Annotated in this window: 21 protein-coding genes; 3 read left to right on the forward strand and 18 right to left on the reverse strand. The window is 37.4% G+C overall.

The genetic code is table 11. The features are described 5' to 3' along the window. Positions 1–3 precede the first annotated feature (3 nt). The 7 genes from CIL05_RS14885 to paaA all read right to left on the reverse strand — a co-directional run bounded on the left by CIL05_RS14885 (position 4) and on the right by paaA (position 4,296). On the reverse strand, positions 4–780 hold the full coding sequence (locus CIL05_RS14885; RefSeq protein WP_095656342.1) for an enoyl-CoA hydratase/isomerase family protein: 777 nt from the start codon (positions 778–780) through the stop codon (positions 4–6). Then, a complete protein-coding gene (locus CIL05_RS14890) occupies positions 773–1,078 on the reverse strand; it encodes an EthD family reductase (protein WP_095656343.1) in 306 nt (101 codons plus the stop codon). Before CIL05_RS14890 ends, CIL05_RS14885 begins: the two co-directional genes overlap by 8 nt. A 257-nt stretch (positions 1,079–1,335) precedes the next feature. Next, the gene (gene paaD / locus CIL05_RS14895) at positions 1,336–1,836 is read right to left on the reverse strand and encodes a 1,2-phenylacetyl-CoA epoxidase subunit PaaD (RefSeq protein ID WP_095656344.1); all 501 of its coding nucleotides are present in this window, start codon (positions 1,834–1,836) and stop codon (positions 1,336–1,338) included. Continuing rightward, entirely contained in the window at positions 1,722–2,003 is a 282-nt protein-coding gene (locus tag CIL05_RS22940) for a hypothetical protein (RefSeq protein WP_369126509.1), read from the reverse strand. The genes paaD and CIL05_RS22940 overlap by 115 nt, the downstream gene beginning before the upstream one ends. Positions 2,004–2,106: 103 nt before the next feature. Further along, positions 2,107–2,925 carry a 1,2-phenylacetyl-CoA epoxidase subunit PaaC gene (paaC, locus tag CIL05_RS14905; protein WP_095656345.1) on the reverse strand — a complete coding sequence of 273 codons (819 nt, stop codon included), beginning with the start codon at positions 2,923–2,925 and terminating at the stop codon, positions 2,107–2,109. Continuing rightward, on the reverse strand, positions 2,922–3,281 hold the full coding sequence (gene paaB / locus CIL05_RS14910) for a 1,2-phenylacetyl-CoA epoxidase subunit PaaB (RefSeq protein WP_095656346.1): 360 nt from the start codon (positions 3,279–3,281) through the stop codon (positions 2,922–2,924). Before paaB ends, paaC begins: the two co-directional genes overlap by 4 nt. A 25-nt stretch (positions 3,282–3,306) precedes the next feature. Further along, the gene (gene paaA, locus CIL05_RS14915; RefSeq protein WP_095656347.1) at positions 3,307–4,296 is read right to left on the reverse strand and encodes a 1,2-phenylacetyl-CoA epoxidase subunit PaaA; all 990 of its coding nucleotides are present in this window, start codon (positions 4,294–4,296) and stop codon (positions 3,307–3,309) included. Positions 4,297–4,593: 297 nt separating this feature from the next. On the opposite strand from paaA, the gene paaX reads away from it, so the two are divergent. Continuing rightward, positions 4,594–5,442, forward strand: a complete 849-nt coding sequence (paaX, locus tag CIL05_RS14920) for a phenylacetic acid degradation operon negative regulatory protein PaaX (protein WP_095656348.1) — start codon at positions 4,594–4,596, stop codon at positions 5,440–5,442. A gap of 137 nt (positions 5,443–5,579) precedes the next feature. On the opposite strand, the gene CIL05_RS14925 is transcribed toward paaX, so the two are convergent. The 5 genes from CIL05_RS14925 to CIL05_RS14945 all read right to left on the reverse strand — a co-directional run bounded on the left by CIL05_RS14925 (position 5,580) and on the right by CIL05_RS14945 (position 11,073). Continuing rightward, positions 5,580–6,107 (reverse strand): gamma carbonic anhydrase family protein, encoded by a 528-nt coding sequence (locus CIL05_RS14925; protein WP_095656349.1) that lies wholly within the window; start codon positions 6,105–6,107, stop codon positions 5,580–5,582. A gap of 83 nt (positions 6,108–6,190) precedes the next feature. Next, the gene (locus CIL05_RS14930; protein ID WP_095656350.1) at positions 6,191–6,616 is read right to left on the reverse strand and encodes a PaaI family thioesterase; all 426 of its coding nucleotides are present in this window, start codon (positions 6,614–6,616) and stop codon (positions 6,191–6,193) included. Between the two features lie 479 nt (positions 6,617–7,095). After that, entirely contained in the window at positions 7,096–9,054 is a 1,959-nt protein-coding gene (locus CIL05_RS14935) for a TRAP transporter permease (protein WP_095656351.1), read from the reverse strand. A gap of 74 nt (positions 9,055–9,128) precedes the next feature. Then, positions 9,129–10,124 (reverse strand): TAXI family TRAP transporter solute-binding subunit, encoded by a 996-nt coding sequence (locus tag CIL05_RS14940; RefSeq protein ID WP_095656352.1) that lies wholly within the window; start codon positions 10,122–10,124, stop codon positions 9,129–9,131. A gap of 325 nt (positions 10,125–10,449) precedes the next feature. Then, a complete protein-coding gene (locus CIL05_RS14945) occupies positions 10,450–11,073 on the reverse strand; it encodes a transglutaminase-like domain-containing protein (protein WP_240510206.1) in 624 nt (207 codons plus the stop codon). A gap of 177 nt (positions 11,074–11,250) precedes the next feature. Here CIL05_RS14945 and CIL05_RS14950 point away from each other — a divergent pair, with 177 nt between their 5' ends. Then, entirely contained in the window at positions 11,251–11,478 is a 228-nt protein-coding gene (locus CIL05_RS14950; RefSeq protein WP_095656354.1) for a hypothetical protein, read from the forward strand. Between the two features lie 29 nt (positions 11,479–11,507). On the opposite strand, the gene CIL05_RS14955 is transcribed toward CIL05_RS14950, so the two are convergent. The 3 genes from CIL05_RS14955 to CIL05_RS14965 form a co-directional block, all read right to left on the reverse strand. Beyond that, positions 11,508–12,398: a YitT family protein gene (locus CIL05_RS14955; protein WP_095656355.1), complete on the reverse strand. Its 891-nt coding sequence runs from the start codon at positions 12,396–12,398 to the stop codon at positions 11,508–11,510. 162 nt (positions 12,399–12,560) lie between these two features. Then, positions 12,561–12,938, reverse strand: coding sequence for a hypothetical protein (locus tag CIL05_RS14960; protein WP_095656356.1), 378 nt, complete (start codon positions 12,936–12,938; stop codon positions 12,561–12,563). Between the two features lie 262 nt (positions 12,939–13,200). Continuing rightward, positions 13,201–13,749: a TetR/AcrR family transcriptional regulator gene (locus tag CIL05_RS14965; protein WP_095656357.1), complete on the reverse strand. Its 549-nt coding sequence runs from the start codon at positions 13,747–13,749 to the stop codon at positions 13,201–13,203. A gap of 334 nt (positions 13,750–14,083) precedes the next feature. Here CIL05_RS14965 and CIL05_RS14970 point away from each other — a divergent pair, with 334 nt between their 5' ends. Further along, a complete protein-coding gene (locus tag CIL05_RS14970; RefSeq protein ID WP_095656358.1) occupies positions 14,084–15,541 on the forward strand; it encodes a DHA2 family efflux MFS transporter permease subunit in 1,458 nt (485 codons plus the stop codon). A gap of 172 nt (positions 15,542–15,713) precedes the next feature. Here the strand turns inward: CIL05_RS14970 and CIL05_RS14975 are convergent, their stop codons facing one another. The 3 genes from CIL05_RS14975 to CIL05_RS14985 all read right to left on the reverse strand — a co-directional run bounded on the left by CIL05_RS14975 (position 15,714) and on the right by CIL05_RS14985 (position 19,799). Continuing rightward, a complete protein-coding gene (locus CIL05_RS14975) occupies positions 15,714–17,426 on the reverse strand; it encodes a GMC family oxidoreductase (RefSeq protein WP_095656359.1) in 1,713 nt (570 codons plus the stop codon). Between the two features lie 84 nt (positions 17,427–17,510). Then, entirely contained in the window at positions 17,511–18,314 is an 804-nt protein-coding gene (locus CIL05_RS14980) for a gluconate 2-dehydrogenase subunit 3 family protein (RefSeq protein ID WP_095656360.1), read from the reverse strand. Between the two features lie 882 nt (positions 18,315–19,196). Next, positions 19,197–19,799, reverse strand: a complete 603-nt coding sequence (locus CIL05_RS14985) for a class I SAM-dependent DNA methyltransferase (protein WP_095656361.1) — start codon at positions 19,797–19,799, stop codon at positions 19,197–19,199. Between the last annotated feature and the right edge of the window lie 217 nt (positions 19,800–20,016).

The following is a 20,016-nucleotide window of genomic DNA, read 5'->3' on the forward strand; positions in this document are numbered from 1 at the left end:
TTCTCACACCCCCCTGAAAAAAGGGGATCTTTTTTCAATAAAAGCATTCATTCCCTCTTTTTGATCCTGTGAGTCAAAAGCAAGGTAAAAGTTTTTCCGTTCCAGTTTCATCCCATCCATTAAGGATAATTCCTCGGCTTTACCCACTGCTTCCTTAATAAGGCGTAAAGAGATCGGAGGCTGTTTTGAGAGTTTCTCTGCCAATCGCATCGTCTCTTCCACAACCATTTCAGGTGCAACAACCCGATTGATAACACCATAATTCATGGCTTCCTTTGCATCCATAAATTCACCAAGCCAAATCCATTCAAGTGCTTTCCGCTTTCCCATTGCCTTTGTTAAAAACTGTGTACCCCCAGCCCCTGGCATGACTCCTAGCTTTACTTCAGGAAAACCAAACCGGACATCTTCACCGGCAATGATGAGATCACAATGAAGGGCCAGCTCAAATCCGCCCCCTAAGGCAAAACCGTTGACGCTCGCGATCACCGGCTTCTTTATCAATGTCAAGCGATCCCAAATTGCAAATGGGTCCAAAAGCTCGATCGATAACGGCGTATCTTCCAACATCTCTTCAATATCCGCACCAGCAGCAAACGCCTTATTATTCCCTTTCACCACAATGACACGAATGGAGGCATCTCGATCAAAAGCTTCCATTTCTTCAACAATTTCATCGACCATTTTTCGGTTCAAAGCATTAGCAACCTCAGGACGATGAAGCTGAATCACACCTACACCGTTCTCCCTGGAAACCTTAATATAGGATCGATCAGTCATCGACTTCCTCACCAATCATGAGTGTTACAATATCACCAGCGAATTGCATTACATCTTTTCCAGACGCCTTTCCTTCATCTGTTTTCATCGCTTTTTGCAATGATTCATGGGTATCGTAAAACATTTCACATAAAAGATAATAATCGCTTTTACCCATTGGTGACCCAACAACTTTAGTTACTTTCATATCCTTCAGACCAGGTATTTTCTTTGTAATTGGTGTGTGTACATTGAAATAATGTTCATCGAATTTTGCTGGATCCTCCGGCTGTTTATACAAAGCTATTAATTTAACCATCTAAATCATCCTTTCTTTTTTGTATAGTTAATTGTTTAGTTGTACTTTGTGATGTTGTGGTCTCTCGACTTTGCGAGTCGGTCTCTCAACTTTGTAGTGCGCTCTCTCAACTCTGTGGTGTTGCCTCTCAACTTTGTGGTGTTGTCTCTCAACTTCGCGGTGCACTCTCTCAATTCTGTGGTATTGCCTTTCAACTTTTTGCTGCACTAAAGTTGGAAGCTGAATTCCATTGAAGGCACTTACAATTATGCTTTTTATTAAGAAATGGAATACTCCACAACTGGTTTCATTGCCTCAAATGGGTTTCTGCATTCCATGCAATATAAAATACTGCGGCAAGCTGTCGGTCCAAACACATTCTCCATCGAAGTATATGCTGAGTCACAATATGGACAACTTACAGTCCAGGAATCCCCTGGCTGATAGGTTTCTGGAGGAGCTGCAATCCCAAGCTTTTTCAGATTTTCCCTCCCTTTATCTGTAATGCTATCTGTTGTCCATCTGAGCTGAAATGAAAATTCCACCTGACATCCATCAACCCAGTCCAACGCTTCAACAGCTTCTTTAACATCTTTTTCAATGAAATCCAGGGCAGGACAGCCTGCAAATGTTGGTACCATCGTAATAGCAACATTATTAAGGACTATCTTAATTTCATGAACCATTCCCAGGTCATAAACACTAACCGTTGGAAGCTCCGGATCATCAACCGTTCTAAGGATAGCGAGAATCTCATCCTCCTTACTTTTTCCTTGCATTCCACTCCCCCCTCCCGTGTGGTGCTGTCTCTCAACTTCGCAGTGCCGTCTCTCAACTTCTCGGTGCTGTCTCTCAACTTCTCGGTGCCGTCTCTCAACTTCTCGGTGCCGTCTCTCAACTTCTCGGTGCCGTCTCTCAACTTCGCGATGCTGTCTCTCAACTTCACGATGCCGTCTCTCAACTTCGCGATGCTGTCTCTCAACTTCGCGATGCTGTCTCTCAACTTCGCGCTGCTCCCCGCTCAACTTCAAATTTTGGCTATTTGCACCCTACCAAACTGCTTCTCTATCACTTTCATACACTTCGGAAAATATCTTTATCGCCTGCTTGAGGTCTGCGGAATGTTTACCATTTCTCCCATTGCCCAGCCCCTTCTCTAAAGGATAAGTCGGCAAAGACATGACAGTTGCTTTCACTTCGTTCAGCCATTGTTTTTGCAAAAATTCTTCACCGGCAATCAGCTCATGTTGTACCATTTCTGAGGATTTCGTACCGAGTTCCAGAGCATCACCGAATTCCTTCCAGGCTTCTACTATTCTCATGTTAATCCGGGACTTTGCATCTTCGTTTGAATTTTGCAGCTGCCGGATCCACAATTTCCAATGTGCCAAATGATAAGGCTGTTCCATCAATACTTTTTGGGCAATATTTGCCAGAGGTACATAAGAGCTTTTTGTCAGTGCCTCCAGCTTAACTTTTTTTAACACTTCATAGAAATAGTGACGCACAACAGTGAGTGCCCAATCAAAGTATGGTTCCTTGAGATATGATCCATCTCCATTTTGTTTTTCCAGGTAAACAGCATTTCGCCTTTTTTCCAAGGGACGTGCATGTGCGAGGGCGTCCGCGTCACCTTCTCCCAGTTCCTCCAGAAGGTTGTAGTACATGACAGCATGCCCCATCGTGTTTTGTGTAATGGACGAAAAAGCAACATCCTCTTCGATATGTGGTGCTAAACCAAGCCATTCAGACCCACGAAACGAAACAATGAAATCATCGTCAGCCATTTGATAAATCAATTCCTTCAAAGCTTCTGAATATGCAGCATCCTGCTTTGCTTCATCTGCTGTTTCGATTCGTTTTGTCATGACTTATTCACCTCTTTCCAGGACATGATTTCTTTTTCATCGAGCATACCCTGCTCCTTTTCACGCCATTTTTTTCTTAAGTATCCATAGCCTTTTGTTGTTCGATATGATTTATTATCCAACCGCTTTGTCCATGTTGATCGTTCCTCACTTGTCATGGAGCGGATATGCGCTCTCGGTACAACCCATACATCGATTACATCTTCCCTGCGCATAAAGTTTTCCTGTGCCATCATCATTGCTAATTCATCATTTGGTGCCAATAGACTGAATTGATGCTGGATTGGTGCTTTTGTACTTCGCTTACTAAAAACTTCATATTCTTTATAAAAATTTGACTCGTCCTGTGCTGTCATCCTAATCCCCCCTCCCATCAAAACATTATGAGCTAATTACCTGTGGTGCCAACGCCTGCCTAACCCAGCGGTTTTTCTCATAGGCAATTTCCCGTAATCGCAACCGCTCTTTTGACATAGGCCCTTTATTTTTAATAATTTGTTTGAATTCATTCCAGTCCGGCTGCTGGTAGATCCACCGTTCATTTTCCTTGTCATAGTGGACAGTTTCATCAGGAACAGTTAATCCAAGTGAAAACGCACGAGGCAAATACTTATTTAAAAATACCTGGCGCAATTCTTCATTATTGCTTTTACGAATGCGGTATTTAATCATAATATCCTGTTTAGAAGAACCAGTTGTTTCTGCAGAAGCTGGTCCGAAAAACATCAACAATGAGGGCCACCAGCGACTGAATGACTCCTGCAATATTTCCCGTTGTTCTTTAGTTCCTTCCGCAAGTGCCATAATAATCGCTTCCCCATGCTGTGCATGAAAGACCTCTTCCGCACATATGCGCTGAAGTGCTCTTTGGTATGGACCATAGGATGCATCAAGCATATTAGTTTGTGAAATGATGGCAGCCCCATCTACCATCCAGCCCACCATCCCTGCATCAGCCCAGGTTTTTGTTGGCATATGAAAAACATTATGAAACTTCAAATCTCCATTTAATAGATCTTCTATTAAATTTTCCCTTGTTCTCCCATATGGCTTCATTAAATCTTCCGCCACCCGGAGAAGTAATTGACCATGCCCCATTTCATCCTGTACTTTTGCCATAATACCAAGTTTACGTTTCAAGGTTGGGGCCTTTGGAACCCATTCTTTTTCCGGCAATGCTCCCATAATTTCGCTAATCCCATGCATGGAAATTAGTTTGATAAGTGCTTGACGATAGTCCTCCGGCATCCAGTCATCTGCCTCTATTTTTTCCCCATTGTTGATACGCTCCATAAAGACCTCATATTTCCCCTGGTCTTCCTCTGTGTACGCTTTAGCTACGGAGTCTCCATCAGGAATGTAGTTATACATCGCAACAACTCCTCATTACGTTTTATTAACGTCATTATACCAATTCGTTATATTATGTTCAAGTCAATTTTCAAATAATTTTAATAATACTTATCATTCGCAATTCATTAATCACCTGGAAAGTAAGGATAAGTGAGTAACCTATGAACATTTATTTTATTGACAGAATCGTTGATAAAATATACTATTTATATTACATATTTATATTTATCGTTTATTTTTTATTACATATAAATGGGCAATTATTTATCTAACACAATAAAAAACAGTGTAGTACATGAGGGAAAGGATCGTTCCATGGAAAAACAATTTAATACACGTTCAATGATTTTTACCCTATATGGGGATTACATACGTCATTATGGCAATGTCATCTGGATTGGTAGTTTGATTCGGTTGCTGGAGGAATTCGGTCATAATGAACAATCCGTACGAGCAGCTATTTCCCGTATGAACAAACAGGGATGGGTGCAATCGGAAAAGATTGGAAACAAAAGCTATTACTCATTGACTGAACGGGGAACAGCCCGTATGGAGGAAGCCTCAAAAAGAATTTATAAATCAAAATCCCCCACATGGGATGGCAAGTGGCGCATGCTTGTTTACAGTATACCTGAAGAAAAGCGCCATCTACGTGATGAATTGCGTAAAGAATTGGTCTGGAGTGGATTCGGACTTCTCTCCAATAGCTGTTGGATTACACCAAATCCATTAGAGGAACAAGTCAATCGATTAATTGAAAAATATGACATCAGTGATTATGTTTCTTTCTTCTTGTCAACATATGAAGGGATGAGTGAACATTCAGACCTTGTCACGAAATGCTGGGACATTGATGATGTAAATGATCGCTACTACCAGTTCATCCAGGAGTATAGCCAAAAGTTTGTCATTGATCGAAATAAAATTGAAAAAGGGGAAATGAGTGATGGAAGCTGTTTTGTTGAGAGCGCATTACTTGTACATCAATATAGAAAATTCCTATTTATTGACCCAAACCTTCCCGAAGAACTGCTGCCAATGAAATGGCTGGGAGATTCAGCAGCTTCTCTGTTTACGGATTATAATCAATTACTTCAAACACCTGCCACCCGTTTTTTTGAATCTGTATTTGAACTTGGTAACGTTCCAACAATTAATAAATAATAAAGTGAAATATGGTCAGCTCCTTGCTTAAAGAGGCTGACCATTTTTTGTTAGTGTAGATAGTGCTTTAGATAAAGTGATACTTCTTCAAGGTTGGAGTGTATTCTAGATTTCCTGCTTTGTTTCAGGATAATTTCTTATCTAATCTTTTCGAATAATTTTTTCTGCTGGAACTCCTGGCCTTTATCTGCATATGTAGTAATCGCTTCTTCAATCATGGCCATGTCTTTATCTGTTAAAGTTCTGACTACTTTCCCCGGGGATCCTAAGACTAAAGAGCGTGGTGGAATCTTTTTGCCGGACGGAACAAGACTATTTGCACCAATAATCGAATACTCACCAATTTCAGCTCCATCCAAAACGGTTGTCCCCATCCCGACCAATACACCTTTTCGGAGTGTACAACCATGAACAATTGCATGATGCCCTATCGACACTTCATCTTCCAGTGTTAAAGGAAACTGCTCATACAGGTGACACATACTGTTTTCCTGTATGTTGCAACGCTCACCAATCCTAATCGGCCCTTCATCACCCCGAAGCACCACATTAAACCAGATACTCGAGTGAGCTCCAATCTTTACATCTCCAATAATTTTGGCACCGTCAGCAATAAAAACCGTATCATGAATAACCGGTGTGTGATCTTTGTAACGATAAATCATCCGTAAAAACATCCTTTCTTTTATAGCGGTATCGTGAGCCAGCTGGCATTAAACAAAGTACGATAACCTTTTAACTAGCGTTCTCATTCTTCCAACTTTTTAATAAGTATGGAGGAAATGCATGTTGCTGCTATTTTATTGTTTTGCTTTAATTCTGACACCACATAAGCCAATGTTCGGCCAAGTCTTTCTACCCTTGCAGTTATGTCCACTTCTCCCTCTACAACCGGTCGATGGAACGTTGTATCGAGATTAATAGACGCAAATCCATACTGATCTGTTAATTTAGATGAAATCGCATAGGCCATCATAATATCCGCTGCGGACGACAAAAAGCCCCCCATTGCTACACCAATTCCATTGATATATTTACGATCAACCTTCCAGGTCCCATAGGCAATTCCATCAAAGGATTCATGTACCGTGATTTGCATCGTATCGTCACAAGGTGGTGGCTTTATTTTCCGGTCAGCAACCTTTTGGAAATCACTCATTTTAAAATTTGCCATCTTAAGCAACATTCCCCTCTTCTAAAGTTTTCTCTTGTGCAACCATCTATTACTATTGCAATCCCAAACCTGACAGATTTAGTATGACATAAAATTTAAACAACGTAATAAATTCGTTATCTATAATAATAGATCTCTATTATGTTGATGTCAATCGTATTTAGAATTTTTAAAAAGTAAATATAATACAATTTTCAATTTTTGTTTACATTAATTTGTTATTTGATTACCATTTATATAATATAATTATTAATATCGTTTAAATATTGTCATATATTATTGGAGATCATAAGGAGTGGTGTCTTAATGCCTGAGGAAAAGATATATGATGTAGGCCTTTTTACTACATTCTACTTAGTTATGAGAGATGCATCCGTACAGATTTATTGACAGCATACCGGGAAAGTCTCTCAAAAGCAGATTAGGAGCAATCACACGGAATGATTACTCCTAATCTGCTTTTAATTTAAAACTGCTAGTTACATAGAAGCATTTAACTCCATTTTCCCCGCATCATCTTTCCGTTGTTTTTGAATGAACCAGATTCCTACTACTAATAATAGTCCGGTTAAACTACTAACTATGTTTGGAACAATTAACAGGATTCCTGCAGCGAACAGAATGAGTCTTTCCCATGAATACGAGTTTCGAATGAAGAATCCAATGACTGAACTACTTACTGCAGTCATTCCCAGTATTGCTGTTGTTAAAGCTATAATGAGAGGGATAGGCGTAACATCAACTAAAACTAAAATATCATTGTAGACAAATACATATGGAATAATAAAGGCTGCTATTGAGAGTTTGACAGCATTAACCCCGGATTTAAATGGATTTGCCCGAGCAATCCCTGCACCGGCATATGCAGCTAAACAAACAGGTGGTGTAATATCAGCTACAATACCAAAATAAAAGACAAACATGTGGGCAGCAATTGGGGTGACTCCAAACTCATTAATAAGAGCAGGTGCAGCAACCGTTGCTGTAACAACGTAATTTGCTGTTGTCGGTAATCCCATTCCTAAAATAATACAAGCAATCATCGTAAAGAAAAGAGCCAAAAATAAATGACCACTCGACAATGCGATAATACCGGAAGCAAACTTTGCCCCAAGACCTGTAATACTTATCACACCTGCAATAATTCCAGCTGTTGCAACTGCCGCAATAACAGGAAGTGCAACTCGCGCTCCTTGTTCCAGCACATATATTGTTTTTTTAAAATTCATCCGGGATTCTTTTCGGACTAAACTTACCAGATAAGCAGCTACAATACCCATTATGGCAGCCCGTTGAGGTGTAAAACCTACCATAATTGTTCCAATAATGATGAATAATGGAAGTAGCATATATCCATAATGAATCATTAATTTAGTAAAACTTGGAAGTTCAGACTTCGGCAATCCAAAAATACCCAGTTTTTTTGCTTCAAAATGAGTACCAACAAAAATTCCGAAAAAATATAATATTGCAGGTACTATAGCTGCCAGCATAATGGCACCATAGGATACACCAAGGTATTCCATCATAATAAACGCTGCAGCACCCATGAGTGGTGGCATGATTTGTCCACCTGTAGAAGCAGAGGCCTCTGTTGCCGCCGCAAATTCCGGCTTAAACCTCGCTTTTTTCATCATTGGAATTGTAAATGACCCCGACGCTACTGTATTTCCAACCGAACTGCCCGATACCATACCTTGCAGGGCACTTGCTGCTACTGCCGCTTTCGCTGTCCCACCAGTATATCTTCCTGTAAGCGCAAAGGCTAAATCATTAAAAAACTTACCGACTTTCGTATGTACAAGAATTACACCAAAAAATAAGAATAGGAAAATAAACTTGGATGAAATTTGGATAGGTGTACCAAATACACCACTCTCACGGAACCATAGATTAGTTGTAATTCGGTCAACATCAAAACCGGGGTGTGACAGAATTTGTGTTGGAATAAAATTTCCGAAAATAGCATATAAGATTGTAATGCTTGCAACGATAACAATAGGTACACCAACGGTTCTACGTGTTGCCTCAAGCAATAACAATATCCCAAGAACAGATACAATCACATCAATGGCACCATATCCGGATATACGGCTTTGCAGGATTGATTCAAAAAAGATGATTTTGTGATAGGTTACATATATCGCAGTAAATGCCAGAATCACATCATACCACGGAATGTTCTTTTGCTTTTTATGCAGACCTTTTTTTGCAGGAAAAAGCAGAAAGATAATTCCAAGTGCTGTTCCTAAATGGACAGCTCCTTGCTGTTGGGAAGGCAGTGTTCCAAAATAACCTGTATATAAATGGAAGAATGTTAAACCAACTCCAAGAAATGTAACAATGATAGCCCACTTCCCAATATTTACACGATAGTTACTTTCTTTATCGTATTTTTCCAGGACTTCCTTTGCATCCACTTTTTGATTTTCTTCCATCTAACCACATCCCTTAATAATAATTGAAGGAAAGGGAATTCAATTTACTTGAACCCCTTCCCTGTTTGAAAACCCTATTTCAAATCGTCTAAGCTTTCGATTTCAGTGTTTTCTCGTGTAACAATTTGAATAACCTCAGGATAAATATGTCCAATAAATGCAGTATTTTGAACTTCATTACCTTCAAAGTCGCCTGCTCCATTTACAGCATCTTGCGCTGGAACGTGGACAGCCATGCCAAGATCCATATTACCATCACGGATACTAGCCAAATTTTCTATGGATGCACCGGTTTCTGTATTCGTTACATTTATTCCTTCAATATTGTTGCCCCAGATGGTTGCCATCTCTCCACCAAGTGGATAATAGGTACCACCCTGACTTCCTGTTCCTAAAATAAGTTCACTTTTTCGTTCATTTGCAGCTAATTCAGCTACAGGATTATCAACTGTCAGTCCTTGTTCTTCATAATAACGTTTCGCACCTGGGTGAATTGGTAATCCTTCTGAACCCTTGAGCGCATTTTCCAATGTCATTTGTGCTGCCTGTGCATGTGTATTTTCACTTGCATCCTCTACCATACTTTTAGCAAGCTCATAACCAAGCTCTTCGTCAATCGTATCTGTGCTTGCCATTAAAATAGCATATGCAGTAACTGTCTCTACATCTGATTCAAGAAAGTCATACGTATCCTGCGGAATCGTATGACGCATGTACCCACTATTTTCTTCTATATAGGAAATTGCTTCATCCGAAAGATCTAACATTTTCACATCACCAGCTGATGCTTGTAGTGCCTCAATGCTACCAGCTGGTAAACCAAGAACCCCAATTGAAATATCTATATTTCCATCTTGAACCCCATCAGCAGCATCACCAAATCCTTCCTGATATGCACTATAATCATCCTCACCTATCCCATATGCTTCTAAAATTAACGTAGAAATTGAATTTGTCTCACTGGCAGGTGGCCCAATTGCAATATTTTTTTCACCATCGCCACAAGCTGCAAGTAACAGGATCATGCTCAACAATAATGTAGTGAAATTTAATAATTTCTTTTTGCTCATAAATTTTCCCCTTTTTAAAACTGTATTTATCACTCCTTGTATTGGCGCTTATATATTAAAGAAAAAAGCATATCGTGTTGTTTTAATGAAAACAAATTAGGAGCTTAGTCTATTTATACTAATTTTCCGTTAATTTATAACTGTTTATTAATACTCTTAATCATTTGATAAATCTATAAGTTAATAAAAGATCGTGAAAATTGATTTTTATTCGCATGTAGCGATGACTATATTGGTGAAGAAATCGATATCGAAGTTGAGCTTAATAAATAAAAAAACATGGTGTACATCAAATTGCACACCATGTTTTTACTGTTTAACTCTATTATATAAACGCAGGTCGGCTATAAAATAACTCCTTGCATTCTGCTGATTCCTTCATAGCAGTAATCACTTTTTCTAATGGGTCACTATAAACATGTTGGTAATCTATCTCCTCCAATTTCGGTCGAATCGGATAGGCAAGTTTTTCCGGATTGATGCTAAACTCCGAGGAAATTCCAGCTTTATTTCCACGTGGATCAATCCGAAACCAAATATCTTCTTCCTCTAAATAAATTGCATTTAACCCGTGTAATGCGTAGCCGGATTCTTTTGTTCCATTACGTGTAACCCGTTGATAACAAAAGCCAGCAGGTATATTCATTGCTCTCAAAAAAGCTGCAAGTAAATGAGATTTCGCAAAACAGATACCCTCTTTTTGCTCTAAAGTTTCTGAAGCGGTAATCGTAACTAGAGTGCTATTCAAATCAAAAGAATGCCCAATCTCATCTCTGACAAAATAAAATGCAATTTCTGCAAGTTCTTTTTTTGTTTTTTCCATTCGTTTAAAATCTTCAACCTTTGCTTGAATAATTGGATGACTGTAATCTATAATACTTGTTTCCTCTAGATAAGCTTGTAAATTATTTGTCTTAATATGCAGCACCATCAGAATCACCTCTAACATTGTTTCCATCATTATATAGTTAGGCTAATAAAAGCGCTGTGACTTAAATCAAATCTGAAAAAAGAGTGACTGCATGATCTCTTCTGAATTCCACAAATATGTTTTAGTTGATTGAATTGTCTGGTAAGATTAAGCCAGATAATCGGGACATTAAAAATCATTACAAGGAGAATAGATATGAGTAAAAAAAGCTTAATTCTTTATTCAACTTTGAGTTTAATCATTGGGTTATTTATTCTGCCAGCAATATTAAACTGGCTCGGTCTACCCTCTGGTTCAGACGTATTAGCTTTTATATTTGGTGAACCTAATGTGATAAACAGAATAGTTGTAGCATTGATCGGTATTATACTTCTTTTCTTAGTAACCCGGGGATTTTATAAGGAATATAAAAAAGCATCATAGTCTATGTCAGACTGATGATGCTACTGAAGTCATTCTTCAGCTTTTTCTTTATAGTACTGTTTTTCTTCCTTTGCACTACTAAACGTTTTTTGTGTTGGATAGTGAGCTTTTGCAAGCGAACCACCACTCACATCTTTTACTGTATTAACAACAGTAAACGCATCTTCATCAACCTCACGGATCAATTTTTTTAAATAAAATAATTGCTGTTTTGGAACTGCAACATAAATAAGATTCTCATCGTTTCCATTCCCATCATTTTTACCTTGCAGGATCGTAGTATGGGCACCAAGATTCTCTCTGATAGAACGAGCTATTGATTCACTGTAATCCGAGAATATATGAACGATCTTTTTTGACTCAAAGCCTTCTAAGACATAGTCAGTCACTCGTTTTCCAATAAATAAAGCCACTACAGTGTATAATGTTAAAATTGGACCAATAACTAATATCCCACCTGCAACAACTAAAGCATCTAATACAAAGTTTGTTCCTGTTAGCTCCCAACCAAATTTATAATTAAGCATTTTTGCAATTGTGGATGTTCCACCAATAGTACTTCCCGAACGAAAGATAAAACCAAAACCAACTCCTGTAAACACTCCTGCATAAAGCGCAGCAAGAAGAGGATCCTCCATTGCAGATCCAAAGTCCTCCATTATGAACAGAAAAATTGAAAATAAAGGAACGGCAGCAATCGACTTTATGATCATCGCCTTGGGTAAGTAGCGATAACCAATTAATAAAATGAGTCCATTCAGGGTGAATGTCACCAATGCAGGAGACCAACCTAACCCAAAATAAAGTAAAAGGGATAATCCGGGGATACCGCCCTCTGCGAGCGAGTTAGGCATTGAAAATATTGCTACTGAAAAAGCAAAGAAAAAAGTACCCAACACCATAAGTCCATAATCTTTCATATCGCACTTCCTTTTTCTCTCTCTAAAGTATGAATAACTTATTTACTTGATTTTTAATTGGGTGAAGCTTCCTTGGTGTACGATACTTAATATTCCAGAATATGGTCTTTTCATGCAAATAAAGCAAAGTTCCTTGCATACTCCGGTAACGCAACATACATACTAACCTTCTGAAATATCAAGTTTTTTTGCTAAAACCCATCCATTCAATCCATAGGAGGCAAAAATGATGTAATAAGCATATTTTTCTTCTATTAGCTTACGTTCTAACTCTGTGCTTTCATTATAATCAATCGGCCAACAGTAAGCTTTTTTATCCTCTAGCAAATCCTTATATTTGTAAAAAAACTGCTCAAGGTCTTGTTTCTCTATGTCTAAAATAATACTGCCGTATAGTTGGTCTTCAAACACATGTGTTAATACATCTGAAAAAACAATATTTATCAGTTTACCTTCCTCTGATTGAGTTTGTAGTTTTATAACTTTATTTTTAAGATTTACATTATAGGAAATGATTTTATTATCATGAACACTTAACATATGGCCACGCCCCAAATAATAATTTTATTTCTGTCTTACTATTCCATTATCCTGCTTACGTTAGTTCAGTATCTATAAACAAATAATAACATAATCCCAACGGAATAATTGTAAACTTCTGAAATTAATAACAAAAGAAAAAGACCACCATTTGATGATCTTATTTGTTCTCACTTGTTCAGCTTTTGCAGATCGGTTTAAAAACCTTCCCATTAATAAGAAAGTAATAAAATAATTCAATTTATTATCGAATGATTTCGGATCAATATACCTTGTACATTAAATAAATTTGATTTGTAATATAATCTGAACTAAAATGCATCCCCTTCTTTATCCACCACATGATAATACCTACCAATGAGGCTGTTTTAATCTCAATAGCAACATAATCAGCAGGCAATTCCTCCATGGTATTCTCCCTTCTTGTTTCTACTAACTCCTTTATAAATAAAAACAATTGCTCCTCAAACTGACTTATATTAAATAAAGTAAATAAATGATTCCGTTGGGTATATAAATAATCTAGTAATTGTGTTAGCTGCTGTTTTTCAGATAAATTTTTTGCATGTATTAAAGCAATAATTTTATCTGAAAGCTCATTTAAAATCCCATCGTTTATTTGTGTTAGTAAATCTTGAATATCATGATAATGCAGGTAAAATGTTGTCCTATTTAATCCTGCTTTGGCTGCGACTTTTTGAACTGTTAAATTTGAAATAGTGGAATCCTCGCTTAGAAGAGAAATGACAGCATTTTTAAACATTTCTCTTGAACGAATGATACGAGGATCTTCTTTCTTTTGTATAGACATTTCAAACTCCTTTATAGATTATTATCCGACTTTATCAACATCATATATTTCATATGTCGATTAGTGAACATTTTTAATAAAACTGTTCATGGTCAGGAACGTGTTGTTTTGTTAGTATTAATCTTATCGACACAGTGTTGAGAATGCAAATCTAAATATAAAGATTTTTTTCTTTCATTAAGGAGGATCAAGGAATGGCAGATTTTGTGAGGATAAAATCAATAGATTTAGAAAATGCAGGCGTATGTAGCTTGTCCCAAGTATGATGTTCCAAATGTGATTACAGGGAAAGCAAAGTTAAAAAGTCAAGCAATGATAGAAATGGAGTTTATTTGTGGAAAACGAGAGAAAAGAAATAAAAAAAGGAATATTATTATTTGTACTCATATCGGGTTGTTTTTTATCGGTATTGAATCAAACATTGTTAAATGTGGCATTAAGTAATTTAATGGATGTATTTGATGTGACAGCCACAACTGTTCAATGGCTTTCAACAGGCTTTCTGCTTGTAAACGGCGTGTTGATTCCAACAACAGCATTTTTAATGAAACGTTTTACGACGAGACAATTATTTATCAGCTCCATGCTGTTTTTATTATTGGGCACCGTTATTTGTGCAATAGCCCCTAACTTTACAATTTTATTAATCGGACGGATGATTCAAGCCGTTGGAGCAGGGATTATCATTCCTCTGATGATGAGTGTGATTCTGTTTATTTACCCCCCTGAAAAAAGAGGTAGTGCAATGGGATTTATTGGGTTTGCTATGATATTTGCCCCTGCCATTGCTCCGTCCTTAGCCGGTTTTATTATTGATTATGTATCATGGCGATGGTTATTTATTGGTTTGGCACCACTTATATTCATTGTTATTTTATTAGCATTAAAGTTTTTAGTGAATGTATCCGAAACAGAAAAATCAAAACTGGATTTCCCCAGTGTGATTTTATCAACTATTGGTTTTGGCTTTATATTATATGGTTTCAGTAGTGCTGGTGATAAAGGCTGGAGTGCTTCGATTGTTATCTTTTCATTAATCATTGGATTGTTGTTTACGATTTTCTTCTGTATTCGCCAAATAAAATCAAAGGATCCAGTATTAAATTTATCAGTATTCAAGTTCAAAGTATTTACTTTAACATCATTACTCAATGTGTTAGTAACCATGATCATGTATGCGGATTTGATCTTATTACCTATATACCTCCAAACGGGTAGAGGTTTTACAGCATTTGAAGCAGGTCTTTTATTATTACCTGGGGCTATCATCAATGCCATGTTGTCTCCAGTCACTGGTAAGTTATATGACAGAATTGGTGCAAAACCATTATTTATTATTGGGCTTTTATTTATGATTCCATCGATGTGGGCTGTAACGGATTTAACAGCTTCGACCTCTTTCATGTATTTAATGATACGTACCATCATTTTACGTATTGGTTTAAGTTTCATTACGATGCCACTCAATACATCTGCATTGAACGCATTACCTAGACAGTTAGGGTCACATGGCTCTGCAGTTGTTAATACTGTACGTCAACTTGCAGGAGCGGTCGGAACAGCTGTAGTGGTAACCATTTATACAGCACAAGTTACGAATCATACATCAGAAATCATGAATGAAAATCCAACGGCTTCTACAGGGAAAATTGAAAGTCTATCTTCTATACTAGGCTCAGGTGATGCTTATTTCTTTATGACGATATTAGCAATTGCCGCACTTCTTTTAACGTTATTTATGCCAAAGAAAAAAGTTGAAAAAGAAAAATCTGCAGCATCTAAATCAGTGTAGGCTGAAATTGGTTTTAGCAGATTTAATGTAAACTTGATGTGATATGATGAAGATACCCTAATAAAAATAGTGTAAAAATAAAACAAGCCCTACATCTGCAGGAATAAGGCTTGTTTTGTCGTTAATGGAGAACTTTATTGAATGTTCCCATACTTCCCTTCGTTCTTAACTTTTAAGCTAGCTTGCCGCCATCTTTGCTAAATTTGATGATTCCTTCTGAAGCTCGGTATGCAAGTGCTGCCAAAGTATGCGTCGCATTGTAACCACTTTGGTGAGGGTATGCTGATCCACCAACAACGAAAACATTATCCGCTTCCCACATTTGCAGGTAATTATTAACAGCAGACGTTTCAGGGTCTGCTCCCATGATAACGCCACCTGTGTTATGTGTCGCTTGATATGTTGTAATGTCATAATGCTCAACGGATTCATTCTCAGAGACATGTGTTGCCCCCATTTCTTGCATGATTTTCTTTGTTTGGTTGTTCAGGAAGTGACCACGTTTACGGTCGGTTTCTGAATAATCAAACGTCATGCGAATAAGTGGATTACCATGCACATCCTTATATGTCGGATCTAAATCCAAATAGTTATTCACATGAGGCATAACTGCGCCATACGTATGAACGTTCAATAAGCGGTTATAGTACTTTAGTGATTGCTTTTTAAATTCCTTACCCCATTTTGGTGTACCAGGAGGAACTTGGTTGTTCTCAATTGGTCTTTTTCCAGGTTGGTTTATGATAACTGTTCCACCATGTAAAAAGTCTAAATCAGTATGATCAAAGTTATCGGCATTAAAATTATCTAATGTTGCACCGAGTCCACCTGACCCAATTGCAGTATTGAACTTGCGATCATCGAAAAATCCATCTGTTCCGACAATTACTTGGTAACAGTAGTTCTTGCCGACCGTACCTCTTCCAGTTTCAGGGTTATAGGGCGTACCAAGATTTGAATTGAGTAACAAGCGATTATTATTAAACGTATAACTTGTTATGGCAACGATTTCAGCGGGTTGTTCAAATCTCTCACCTGTACGCGTATCAACATAAATAACCCCTGTTGCCTTCCCATCTTTGTGTAACACTTCGACAACTTCAGAATGTGGACGAAGGTCAAAATTCCCGGTTTTTAGTGCTGTTGGGACAACGGTAACGTTTGGACTTGCTTTTGCACCGTATTCACAACCGAATCGTTCACAGAATCCTTTCATTTGACAAGCAGCTATCTGCTGACCGTCCGGATTTTTATAGGGTTGTGAGTTGTTAGCAGCTGGTATGATAAAAGGATCCAGCCCCATTTTTTCTGTTGTTTCTTTAAATAAATCAAGCTCCGGACCATGTATCAATGCCGGGTTTGGGAAGGGTTCTGAACGTTCTCCACGAAGAGGCGTCTCGTCAGCAGAAATACCAGCCATTTTATCAAACATCGTATAATATGGCTCCATTTCATCGTAGGTTATTCCCCAATCCTGGATGAGTAGCCCATCCGCAATTTTTCCCTCACCATATCTTTCAATTGTTTTTGACCTAATTTCAAAGTCATATGGGTTATAACGGTCCGTCATCCCATTCCAATGTGTCCCTGCTCCTCCAACACCATTTCCTAACATAAAGGACCCATATTGACGCATTGGTAAAGCACGTTGACTACTTTTATGTCTAAATGTTAACGTTTCTCTCGATAAATCTTGCATCAATTCACCACGTATTGCATAACGAAGCTCATCATGCTTCATAGAAAAGTTTGCCGTTCCACGGTTTGGTCCACGTTCTAATCCGACAACTTTCAGTCCTGCTTTACTTGCCTCAGCAGCTATAATTCCGCCTGTCCAACCTACACCTATCGTTACAACATCTGTTTTAGGCAGTTTCGTAACCATAATCAATACCCCTTTTCCAGCTACTACTATTTTTTCAAAGCTAAACCATTGGCGTACAGCTTTATACTTTTCATTCGAATTTTCTTAGTTAAAAAATGTATTATGAAGACTCTCTGGTTTAATTTCAATGAACTCTTCAGATTCCACCTGTTCGTTTGTATAACTCAATTGAACACCTGGATACTCTTTCATCTTCCAACCTTGCATATCTTTATTCCCACCATAAAGCGGATCCGCATAGGCACCCTCTAAAGTCGACTGACGTAAAATATTAAAAAAGAAGCTTGATTTAATACCAGCTATATCCACTTCATCATTTTCAAGGGCTACTAAGACCTCATCTTGCTTTTCTCCATCTAATGCTGTAAATTTTTCATTAAAGGTTGCTTGACTATACTTTTCTATTGCTTCAATGCCCAGATCATAAACTTGATGGTATTTTAATTGAGATTGATAGCCTAGGTTCGGCTGCTCCTGCCCTTCTCCCAGTCTCACCTCTCCACCAGGGTTATGCTTCCCATCAAAGAAAGGACCTTGCCTATAATCCTTCGCATTGATTCCCCATTTGCCTGCTAATTGGTGATCAATATAGTAAGGAACTCCTAAACCAATCGCACCTGGTCCATTTTCATCTTCCGGAAAAATTCGCTCTGTTGCCTGCCCCAGCAAATCGAAATCCGCTCGATTCGTAAAATATTCTAATGCCTGATCTTGCTGCTCAGGCTCTGTATCTTTTGTCGCTGTATCTCCACCTTTATCATTAAGTCCAATTAAACCGCCTAATGCTCCACCGACAACAACTCCCCCAGCAGCAATTCCGGAATTTTTCAGGAATTTACGTCTTGAGGAACCATTTGCATCAAGTTTTTTTTCATCATGTTCTGACATAAAAATAACCTCCAATAAATGTAATGACATAGTTCTAAAAACTAATTCACTATATTAAAAGATAATATTTGATTTATAATCGAACCAAATAACAAAGCCATATACCTAAATTAACCTACCGTAAAATGACAAGCGCCATTTATTATGTATCAATTGATTTATCAAAATAAACCATTACTATGTTCTATAACCAAGCATAATTTCTATAGTTTTGTATAATACAATGGCTACTAAAGTAGAGGACTTCTAAATTAAAGTTTTGTCTTAATTAAAGAAACAGCTATCATTATGAGTATGCTATCCCCCTAAAAATTTGTATGCGGTTACATTATACGAATTCCATAATCCCTTCATCCATTCCGTCAACATAAGTATTACCACTTGGTATTGTTGTTATACAATAATTCTGCTGCTTAGTTCAATATTTATACAACACAAATGCCTAACACTTTATTTGTAAATTTCTGAAATTAGCAATAAAAGAAAAAGACCATCCTCAGATGATCTCGGTTGTACAAGTTTTGCACCCGTTAGTGCAATACAAAAGTATTTAATAAATTAATTTCTTAGTTAACTGACTTTATTAACTCTAAAGCCTTCTCCATATATTCATCCCTTTCATTCAGCATGCCATCCATAGTTCTTGTAACTATATCTGTTGGCTGAATTCCCACCATGTGGGATAAGCACTAGCTACTTCAATAAGCCCTTTTTCATTTAAAAAAAGATTGTTTTAACAGCAAAATTCAACAACAGAATGTTTAATTAACCAAAATGTAAAAAAACCAATCACATCAACAGGGAATAAATAGACAAATAAAGTTTCACATTGTCACAGACCAAAACCCTTGATATGAATGGTTCTTTTTTAGAAGTAAGAAATCACTTTATACTACTGGATATAAACATGGAAGCATCTTGATTCATAAAAATACGATTTCCATGATAAAATGTCTTAATTTCAGTTGATTTAAATCCAACTTCGGATAATCCTTTTTTCAGTTCTTCATGCGAAAAACCGTTATGAACTTTTGGATGATTTATTTTATCATTTTTGTCAAAATCAATAATAATAAGCTTGCCATCATTATTTAAAATGTTGAATAATACTTGTGAAATTTTTTTAGTATCGGGAATATGAAGAAGGACTAGTGACATTAAAACGATGTCTGCCTTAAGTTCAGGAGTTTCTTGAGCTTGAGTAAAATCTGAATAAAGTATTTTTGAATTGGTAATTCCTTTGTTTGAGATTTTAACTTTCGCAACTTCCAACATCTGTTCAGATGAATCTACCAACAAAATAGAGTCCATTAAATCTGATAACTCTAAACTAACCAGACCCGTACCACTTCCATAGTCGATTAAAGATTTTGATTTACTATTTTGTAATTCCTGTCTTACTTCCTTAACTATAACTTTAGCTAATGCCATTCTTTCTTCTGTATCATATCTTTTTGCCAGCTGTTCAAAAACGTTATTTTCCAATACTCCACTCCCTATTTATTTAAATTTTAAAGCTACATAGTGATCATTATAACAAAATCAAAACCTTAAGGCACGAATCTCCTATTCAACGTAAGCGTCAAATACTTCCCACATTTTAATAGTAAGACATCCGTGTGATAATCTTCTTAGAAATCATTTGGGAGGTTATACGATGACTCTTACAGACAAAAGGTTAGAATGGAAAGCGCGGTATGAT

It is taken from the genome of Virgibacillus profundi (genome assembly GCF_002287375.1).
GTDB classification, from domain to species: domain Bacteria; phylum Bacillota; class Bacilli; order Bacillales; family Amphibacillaceae; genus Virgibacillus_K; species Virgibacillus_K profundi.

Excerpts from the sequence above, each read along its gene's own strand:
- paaD (WP_095656344.1), bottom strand. The coding sequence starts at position 1,836 with ATGCAAGGAAAAAGTAAGGAGGATGAGATTCTCGCTATCCTTAGAACG.
- paaA (WP_095656347.1), bottom strand. The coding sequence starts at position 4,296 with ATGTATAACTACATTCCTGATGGAGACTCCGTAGCTAAAGCGTACACA.
- paaC (WP_095656345.1), bottom strand. The coding sequence starts at position 2,925 with ATGACAAAACGAATCGAAACAGCAGATGAAGCAAAGCAGGATGCTGCA.
- CIL05_RS14980 (WP_095656360.1), bottom strand. The coding sequence starts at position 18,314 with ATGTCAGAACATGATGAAAAAAAACTTGATGCAAATGGTTCCTCAAGA.
- CIL05_RS14935 (WP_095656351.1), bottom strand. The coding sequence starts at position 9,054 with ATGGAAGAAAATCAAAAAGTGGATGCAAAGGAAGTCCTGGAAAAATAC.
- CIL05_RS14965 (WP_095656357.1), bottom strand. The coding sequence starts at position 13,749 with ATGTCTATACAAAAGAAAGAAGATCCTCGTATCATTCGTTCAAGAGAA.
- CIL05_RS14945 (WP_240510206.1), bottom strand. The coding sequence starts at position 11,073 with ATGTTAGAGGTGATTCTGATGGTGCTGCATATTAAGACAAATAATTTA.
- CIL05_RS14955 (WP_095656355.1), bottom strand. The coding sequence starts at position 12,398 with ATGAAAGATTATGGACTTATGGTGTTGGGTACTTTTTTCTTTGCTTTT.
- CIL05_RS14950 (WP_095656354.1), top strand. The coding sequence starts at position 11,251 with ATGAGTAAAAAAAGCTTAATTCTTTATTCAACTTTGAGTTTAATCATT.
- CIL05_RS14975 (WP_095656359.1), bottom strand. The coding sequence starts at position 17,426 with ATGGTTACGAAACTGCCTAAAACAGATGTTGTAACGATAGGTGTAGGT.
- CIL05_RS14940 (WP_095656352.1), bottom strand. The coding sequence starts at position 10,124 with ATGAGCAAAAAGAAATTATTAAATTTCACTACATTATTGTTGAGCATG.
- paaB (WP_095656346.1), bottom strand. The coding sequence starts at position 3,281 with ATGACAGCACAGGACGAGTCAAATTTTTATAAAGAATATGAAGTTTTT.
- CIL05_RS14890 (WP_095656343.1), bottom strand. The coding sequence starts at position 1,078 with ATGGTTAAATTAATAGCTTTGTATAAACAGCCGGAGGATCCAGCAAAA.
- paaX (WP_095656348.1), top strand. The coding sequence starts at position 4,594 with ATGGAAAAACAATTTAATACACGTTCAATGATTTTTACCCTATATGGG.
- CIL05_RS14885 (WP_095656342.1), bottom strand. The coding sequence starts at position 780 with ATGACTGATCGATCCTATATTAAGGTTTCCAGGGAGAACGGTGTAGGT.
- CIL05_RS14925 (WP_095656349.1), bottom strand. The coding sequence starts at position 6,107 with ATGATTTATCGTTACAAAGATCACACACCGGTTATTCATGATACGGTT.
- CIL05_RS14960 (WP_095656356.1), bottom strand. The coding sequence starts at position 12,938 with ATGTTAAGTGTTCATGATAATAAAATCATTTCCTATAATGTAAATCTT.
- CIL05_RS14930 (WP_095656350.1), bottom strand. The coding sequence starts at position 6,616 with ATGGCAAATTTTAAAATGAGTGATTTCCAAAAGGTTGCTGACCGGAAA.